Source organism: Stenotrophomonas sp., from assembly GCF_050737075.1.
Lineage (GTDB): Bacteria > Pseudomonadota > Gammaproteobacteria > Xanthomonadales > Xanthomonadaceae > Stenotrophomonas.
The window spans coordinates 1-6,560 of record NZ_JBOHXV010000150.1; the positions used below are offsets into that span (position 1 = coordinate 1).

5 protein-coding genes are annotated in these 6,560 nt (G+C 68.5%); 3 read left to right on the plus strand and 2 right to left on the minus strand.

All coding sequences use genetic code 11. The features are described 5' to 3' along the window. Nucleotides 1–86: 86 nt before the first annotated feature. The gene (locus ACREPD_RS21335) at nt 87–2,816 is read left to right on the plus strand and encodes a bifunctional acetate--CoA ligase family protein/GNAT family N-acetyltransferase (RefSeq protein ID WP_431601147.1); all 2,730 of its coding nucleotides are present in this window, start codon (nt 87–89) and stop codon (nt 2,814–2,816) included. A 49-nt stretch (nt 2,817–2,865) separates the two neighbouring features. Beyond that, nucleotides 2,866–3,564: an alpha/beta fold hydrolase gene (locus ACREPD_RS21340; protein ID WP_431601148.1), complete on the plus strand. Its 699-nt coding sequence runs from the start codon at nt 2,866–2,868 to the stop codon at nt 3,562–3,564. Between the two features lie 162 nt (nt 3,565–3,726). Here ACREPD_RS21340 and dkgB read toward each other — a convergent pair whose 3' ends face one another. Continuing rightward, entirely contained in the window at nt 3,727–4,530 is an 804-nt protein-coding gene (gene dkgB / locus ACREPD_RS21345) for a 2,5-didehydrogluconate reductase DkgB (protein WP_431601149.1), read from the minus strand. Nucleotides 4,531–4,686: 156 nt separating this feature from the next. Continuing rightward, entirely contained in the window at nt 4,687–5,901 is a 1,215-nt protein-coding gene (locus tag ACREPD_RS21350; RefSeq protein WP_431601150.1) for an MFS transporter, read from the minus strand. A gap of 105 nt (nt 5,902–6,006) precedes the next feature. Here ACREPD_RS21350 and ACREPD_RS21355 point away from each other — a divergent pair. Further along, nucleotides 6,007–6,560 (plus strand): LysR substrate-binding domain-containing protein (locus tag ACREPD_RS21355; protein WP_431601151.1); only part of this gene is annotated, 554 nt, incomplete at its 3' end.

The following is a 6,560-nucleotide window of genomic DNA, read 5'->3' on the forward strand; positions in this document are numbered from 1 at the left end:
GGCGGCGTCCGCTTGCGCCAGATCATCCCCATCGCACCGTCAGCCGTGTACCGTGTCACCACGTGTCCCGGTGACTGTTCGACCCCATGAGCACCTACCACCTGCAATCCGTGTTCCGCCCGCAATCGGTCGCCGTCGTCGGCGGCAGTCCGCGCGAACGCTCCGCCGGCCGCGCGGTCATGCGCAACCTGCGTGCCACCGGCTTCCCCGGCAAGGTCGCCTGGATCAATCCGCGCTACGGCGAGATCGACGGCATCCGCACGGTCAAGCGGCTCAAGGACCTGGACTGGGTTCCCGAACTCATCGTCATCACCGCGCCGGCCAGCATCGTCCCGCAGGTGGTGGCCACCGCCGCCGAGCGCGGCGTTGCCGCCGCCATCATCCTCACCGCCAACCTCGGCCACGGCCCCGGCTCGCTGGCCGAACAGGTTGAAGCGGCCGCGCGCCCCAAGGGCCTGCGCATCCTCGGCCCGCACTGCCTGGGCGTCATCGCCCCGCATGCGCGCCTCAATGCCAGCATCGCCGCGCACTTCCCGCAGGCTGGCGACCTTGCGCTGATTTCCGAATCCAGCGCGATCGCCGCCGCGCTGGTGGAGTGGGGCGTCGCACGCTCGGTGGGGTTCTCCGCCGTGGTCTCGCTCGGCGACGCGCTCGACGTGGACTTCGGCGACCTGCTCGATTACTTCGCCACCGACTACCGCACCCGCGCCATCCTGCTGTACGTCGAACACATCCGCGACGCGCGCAAGTTCATGTCGGCCGCACGCGCTGCGGCGCGCGCCAAGCCGGTGGTGGTGGTGAAGTCCGGCCGCCACATCCGCATCGATCCCGACGCCGACACCCACGTGCAGGCGCTGGCCAGCTCCGACGCCGTCTACGGCGCCGCCTTCAACCGCGCCGGCCTGCTGCGCGTCAGCGCGCTCGACGAACTGTTCACTGCCGCCGAGACCCTCGGCCGGCTGGGGACGTTCCCCGGCCGCCGCCTCGCCATCCTCAGCAACGGCGGCGGCGTCGGCCGCCTGGCGGTTGATCAGCTGCTCGCCCTGCGCGGCACCCTGGCCGAGCTCTCGCCCGGCACCATCGCCGAGCTCGACGGCGTGCTGCCCGAAGGCTGGTCGCGCAGCAATCCGGTGGACATCGTGGTGGACGCCGACGGCGAGCGCTACGCTGCCGCCATCGACGCGCTGATGTCCGACACCGGCAACGATGCGGTGCTGGTGGTCAACGTGCCCACCGCCTTTACCTCGTCGGCCGACGCGGCGCAGGCATTGACCCGCACCCTGGGCCTGCGGCCCCGCCACCATCGCGACAAGCCGGTGTTCGCGGTCTGGCTGGGCAATGACGACCGCGCCACCGCCACCCTCAACGCGGCCCGCGTGCCCACCTATCCCACCGAGGCCGAGGCCGTGCGGGGCTTCCAGCATCTGGTGCGCTACCGCGATGCGCAGGCCGCGCTGATGGAAACCCCGCCCAGCTTGCCGCAGGACTTCGTGGTCGACACCGCCGCCGCGCGCGCCATCGTCGACGCCGCGCTGGCGGCCGGTCAGCAGTGGCTGGACCCGATCGCCACGCACCAGCTGCTCACCGCCTACGGCATTCCGTCCGCGCCGGTGATGCAGGCGCGCGATCCGCACGAAGCGATGGACCTGGCCCAGCCGCTGCTGGAACAGGGCGCCACCGTGGCGGTGAAGGTGTTCTCGGCCGATATTCCGCACAAGTCCGACGTCGACGGCGTGCGCCTCAACCTGGGCACCCTGCAGGCGGTGCAGGAGGCGGCGACCTCCATCCTCGCCCGCGCGCATTCCCTGCGCCCGAAGGCACGTATCGAAGGCCTGCTGGTGCAGCCCACCATCGTGCGGCCCAAGGCGCGCGAACTGATCGCCGGTATCGCCGACGACCCGACCTTCGGCCCGGTGGTGGTGTTCGGCCGCGGTGGCACCGCCGTGGAAGTGATCGACGACAAGGCGCTGGCGCTGCCGCCGCTGGACCTGCGGCTGGCCCACGAACTGATCGGCCGCACCCGCGTGTCGCGCATCCTCAAGGCCTACCGCGATGTGCCCGCCGCTGACGAACGTGCCGTCGCGCTGATCCTGGTCAAGCTGGCCCAGCTTGCCGCCGACATTCCCGAAGTGCGCACGCTGGACATCAACCCGCTGCTGGCCGACCGCGACGGCGTCATGGCGCTGGGCGCGCGCGTGGCCATCGCGCCCTCGCGCAAGCTGCACAAGGGTCGCGGCCATCCGCGCTTCGCCGTGTTCCCGTATCCCAAGGAATGGGAGCGCACCATCACCCTGTCCGACGGTGCGCCCGCCTTCGTGCGCCCGGTGCGGCCGGAAGACGATGCGCTGTTCCGCGCGTTCTTCGCCCGCGTCACCGACGACGACCTGCGCCTGCGCTTCTTCCAGTCGGTGAAGCACTTCAGCCACGAATTCATCGCCCGCCTCACCCAGCTGGACTACGCGCGTTCGATCGCGCTGGTGGCCATCGATCCGCGCAGCGGCGACATGCTCGGCGCCGTGCGCCTGCATGCCGACGCCGACTACGACCGGGGCGAGTACGGCATCCTGATCCGCTCGGACCTCAAGGGCCACGGCATCGGCTGGCGGCTGATGACCATCATGATCGAATACGCGCAATGGCTGGGCCTGAATCTCATCGAAGGCCAGGTGCTGCGCGAGAACAGCACCATGCTGGCGATGTGCCAGAGCCTGGGCTTCAAGACGAAGCTGGATCCCGACGATCCCACGGTGATGGTGGTGACCCTGCCGGTGCAGAGCGTGCAGGTGCCTGAGCCGCCAGAGGGTGCAACGCACTGACCCACACCGGGCATGGTCCGTGCACGGCCCCGGCGCGACAATACGCCGCATGACCCAACGCCTACCGCTGCTGCTGTTGCCGGGCTTGCTCAACGACGCCGAACTGTGGCGCGCGCAGGTGGCCGCGCTTTCCGACATCGCCGACTGCACCGTCGGCGACCAGACCCGTGGCGAGACGATGCAGGACGTGGTCGAGGACGTGCTGGCCCAGGCGCCTTCACGCTTCGCGCTGGCCGGCTTCTCGTTGGGCGGGTTCGTTGCCCAGCACATCCTGCGCGTGGCCCCGGAGCGGGTCATGCGACTGGCGCTGATCGATACCTCCTTCCATGCCGATTCGCCCGAACGCGCCGCCCAGCGGCAATCGCAACGCGCCAGCGTGCGCTTGCCGGGCACCTTCCACGGCTTTGGCGACACGCTCATGCGCAGCTACATTGACGCCTCGCGGCTGGACGACTACGTTCTTGTGCAACGCGTGCGCGACATGACCACGCGGCTGGGCGCCGAGGTGTTCCTGCGCCAGAGCGCGCTGGACCGCGCCGACGGCCGCGCCGTGCTGGCCGCGTACCGCGACCCGCTGTTGATCGTGTGCGGTGCCAACGACCGCATCACCCCGCTGGCGACCAGCGAGGAGATGCAGGCGCTGGTACCGGGATCAACCCTGGTGGTGCTGCCCGATTGCGGGCACCTGTCCCCGATGGAAAAGCCGGACGAGGTGAGCGCCGCGATGCGCGAGTGGCTGTTGGCCTAACCGGTAGGGTCGCATCCCAATCGACTGCCGATAGCGGTGCCATATTCTGTTGTGGCATGACCTCCCCCGAAGAAGCGCTCTCCGGCAGAGGTCATGCGTACGCCGCAAAGATCAAACTCCGAGGATCCACACCGGGCCGGTGGGCGGCGTTACCTCAATCAATCAATCCCACGCCGGCGCGATGCCTTCCGGATTCGCCAATCGCTGGCCACGATCCAACGTGGCGATCTGCGCCATGTCGTCATCGCTCAACCGGAGATCGGCCGCCAACAGGTTGCTGGCCAGGTTCTCGCGTTTGGTGGAGGAGGGGATCACCGCGAAGCCCTGCTGCAGTGCCCAGGCCAGCGCCACCTGCGCCGGGGTGGCATCGTGCCGCTCGGCGATGGCCTGGATCACCGGGTCCTTCAGCACCTCGCCGTAGGCCAGGCTCATGTACGCGGTGACATGGATGCCCTGTTCGCGCAGGAACGCGATCAACGCGCGGTTCTGCAGGTACGGATGCACTTCGATCTGGTTGGTGGCGATCGCCTCCGCGCCCAGGATCGCAATCGCCTGGCGGGTCAGGTCGATGGTGAAGTTGGAGATGCCGATCTGCCGGGTCAGCCCTTCGGCCTTGGCCTGCGCCAACGCGCCAAGGTACTCGGCCATGGGCACCGCATCGTTCGGCGATGGCCAGTGGATCAGGGTCAGGTCCACGTGGTCGGTACGCAGCTTGCGCAAGCTCTCGCGCAGGCTGTCCAGCAGCGCATCGTGCTGGAAGCTGGCGATCCAGACCTTGGTGGTCAGGAACAGATCCTCGCGGGGCACGCCGGAGTCGGCGATGGCCTGGCCGACCTCCGCTTCGTTGCCGTAGATCTGCGCGGTATCGATGGCGCGGTAGCCCACGTCCAGTGCGTTGCGGACCGAGTCGATGACGGTCTGGTCCTTCAACCGGAACGTACCAAGACCAAATGCGGGAATGCTCATGAAAAACTCCTTCAGTGGGGGAAGTGCAGGCTACGCCGTGCACCGTTAAGCGAATCAAATGAACACAGGCGGTCGGTAGAGCGGACGGCAGATCGGACGGCAGATCGGACGGGAGAGCGGACGGTAGAGCGGACTGTTAGTCCGCTGCCCTCGGCATCAATGCGCCGCCACAACAACTCCCTCAGCGCGATCCTCAACCCCATCACGCCGGTCCAACCGCCCACTCAGCACGGTCAACCCCAGCGCACCCAGCACCACCAGCGCGCCCAGCCACGGCGTATGCATCAGACCCAGGTGATCCACCACCAGGCCGCCCAGCGACGCACCCATTGCGATGCCGACATTGAACGCGGCGATGTTCAGGCCCGAGGCCACGTCTGCCGCCTGCGGGGCAAACCGCTGCGCCTGCTTGACCACATACACCTGCAGCCCGGGCACGTTGCCGAATGCCACCGCGCCCAGCGCCAGCACCGTGAGCAGAACCAGCCACGTGTTGTGCGCGGTGAAGGTCAGTGCGAACAGCACCAGCGCCAGCAACCCGAAGATCAGCTTCAGCGCGGGAATCGGGCCGCGGCGGTCGGCCAGGCGGCCGCCCCACAGGTTGCCGAACGCCACCGACACGCCGTACACCAGCAGCACCCCGCTGACCGCGTTCGGCGAGAAGCCGGTGACGTCCTGCAGGATCGAGGCGAGGTAGGTAAAGGACAGGAACGTGCCGCCATACCCGAGCGCGGTAATGGCATACACCAACAGCAGGCGCGGCTGCGCCAGCACGGACAGCTGCTGGCCGAACGTGGCCGGTTCACTGCGCTGCAGGTTGCGCGGCACGAACAGCAGGCTTCCAATCAGGGCGATCACGCCCAGCGCGGCCACGGCCAGGAAGGTGGCGCGCCAGCCCATATGCTGGCCGATGAACGTGCCCAGCGGCACGCCGGTGACCAGCGCCACGGTCAGCCCGGTGAACATGATGGCAATCGCACTGGCGGCCTTCTCCTTCGGCACCACCGAGGTGGCGATGATCGAACCGATCGAGAAGAACACGCCGTGCGCCAGGCCGGTGAGCACGCGTGCCACGATCAGCGAGCCATAGCTCGGTGCCATCCACGCAATCACATTGCCCAGCGTAAACAGCACCATCAGCGCCACCAGCAGGGTCTTGCGCGGTACCCGCCCGGTCAGCGCGGTCAGCACCGGCGCGCCGACCGCCACACCCAGGGCGTACAGCGAGACCAGCAGGCCGGCGGAGGGCAGGGACACGCCGAGGTCGGCGGCGATGGTGGGAATCAAACCGACAATGACGAATTCGGTCGTGCCGATCGCGTACGCACCCAGCGTAAGCGCCAGCAGGGCCAAGGGAATGCCACGGGACATGGTCGTAACCGGTGGAAGAGGAGGTGCGCAGTCTGCGCGCCCCACTCTTGCCGAAAAACCGGCCTTCACGCCAATGACTCTTGCTTCATGGTCAATAATGGGTCCATGAAGACGACCCTCGACGAAATGCAGGCGTTCATTGCCGTGATCGACAGCGGCTCGATCACCGCCGCCGCCGAAGCACTGGGACAAACCACGTCCGGGGTCAGCCGCGCGCTGGGCCGGCTGGAGGAGAAGCTGGGCACCACCCTGCTGACCCGCACCACCCGGCGGCTGCAGCTCACCGAAGAGGGCGATGCGTTCCTGGCCCAGGCCCGCGCCATCGTCGCCTCGGTGGAGGCGGCCGAGGAGCAGATGACCGCGCGCCGCCAGCGCCCGGCAGGCCGGCTGCGCGTGGATGCCGCCACCCCGTTCGTGCTGCACGTGATCGCCCCGCTGGTGGCCGGCTTCCGCGCGCGCTATCCGGAGGTGCAACTGGAGCTCAACAGCAGCGAGCGCTACATCGATCTGCTCGAACGCCGCACCGACGTGGCCATCCGCATCGGGCCGCTGGCCGATTCCACCCTGCATGCGCGCCCGCTCGCGCACAGCCGCCTGCGGGTGCTGGCCAGCCCGGCCTATCTCGCCGCGCATGGCACGCCGAACACCGTGGAGGCTGT

Bases quoted from the DNA above. Each gene is read 5' to 3' on its own strand.
- ACREPD_RS21340 (WP_431601148.1), top strand. From the start codon at position 2,866: ATGACCCAACGCCTACCGCTGCTGCTGTTGCCGGGCTTGCTCAACGAC.
- ACREPD_RS21350 (WP_431601150.1), bottom strand. From the start codon at position 5,901: ATGTCCCGTGGCATTCCCTTGGCCCTGCTGGCGCTTACGCTGGGTGCG.
- ACREPD_RS21335 (WP_431601147.1), top strand. From the start codon at position 87: ATGAGCACCTACCACCTGCAATCCGTGTTCCGCCCGCAATCGGTCGCC.
- dkgB (WP_431601149.1), bottom strand. From the start codon at position 4,530: ATGAGCATTCCCGCATTTGGTCTTGGTACGTTCCGGTTGAAGGACCAG.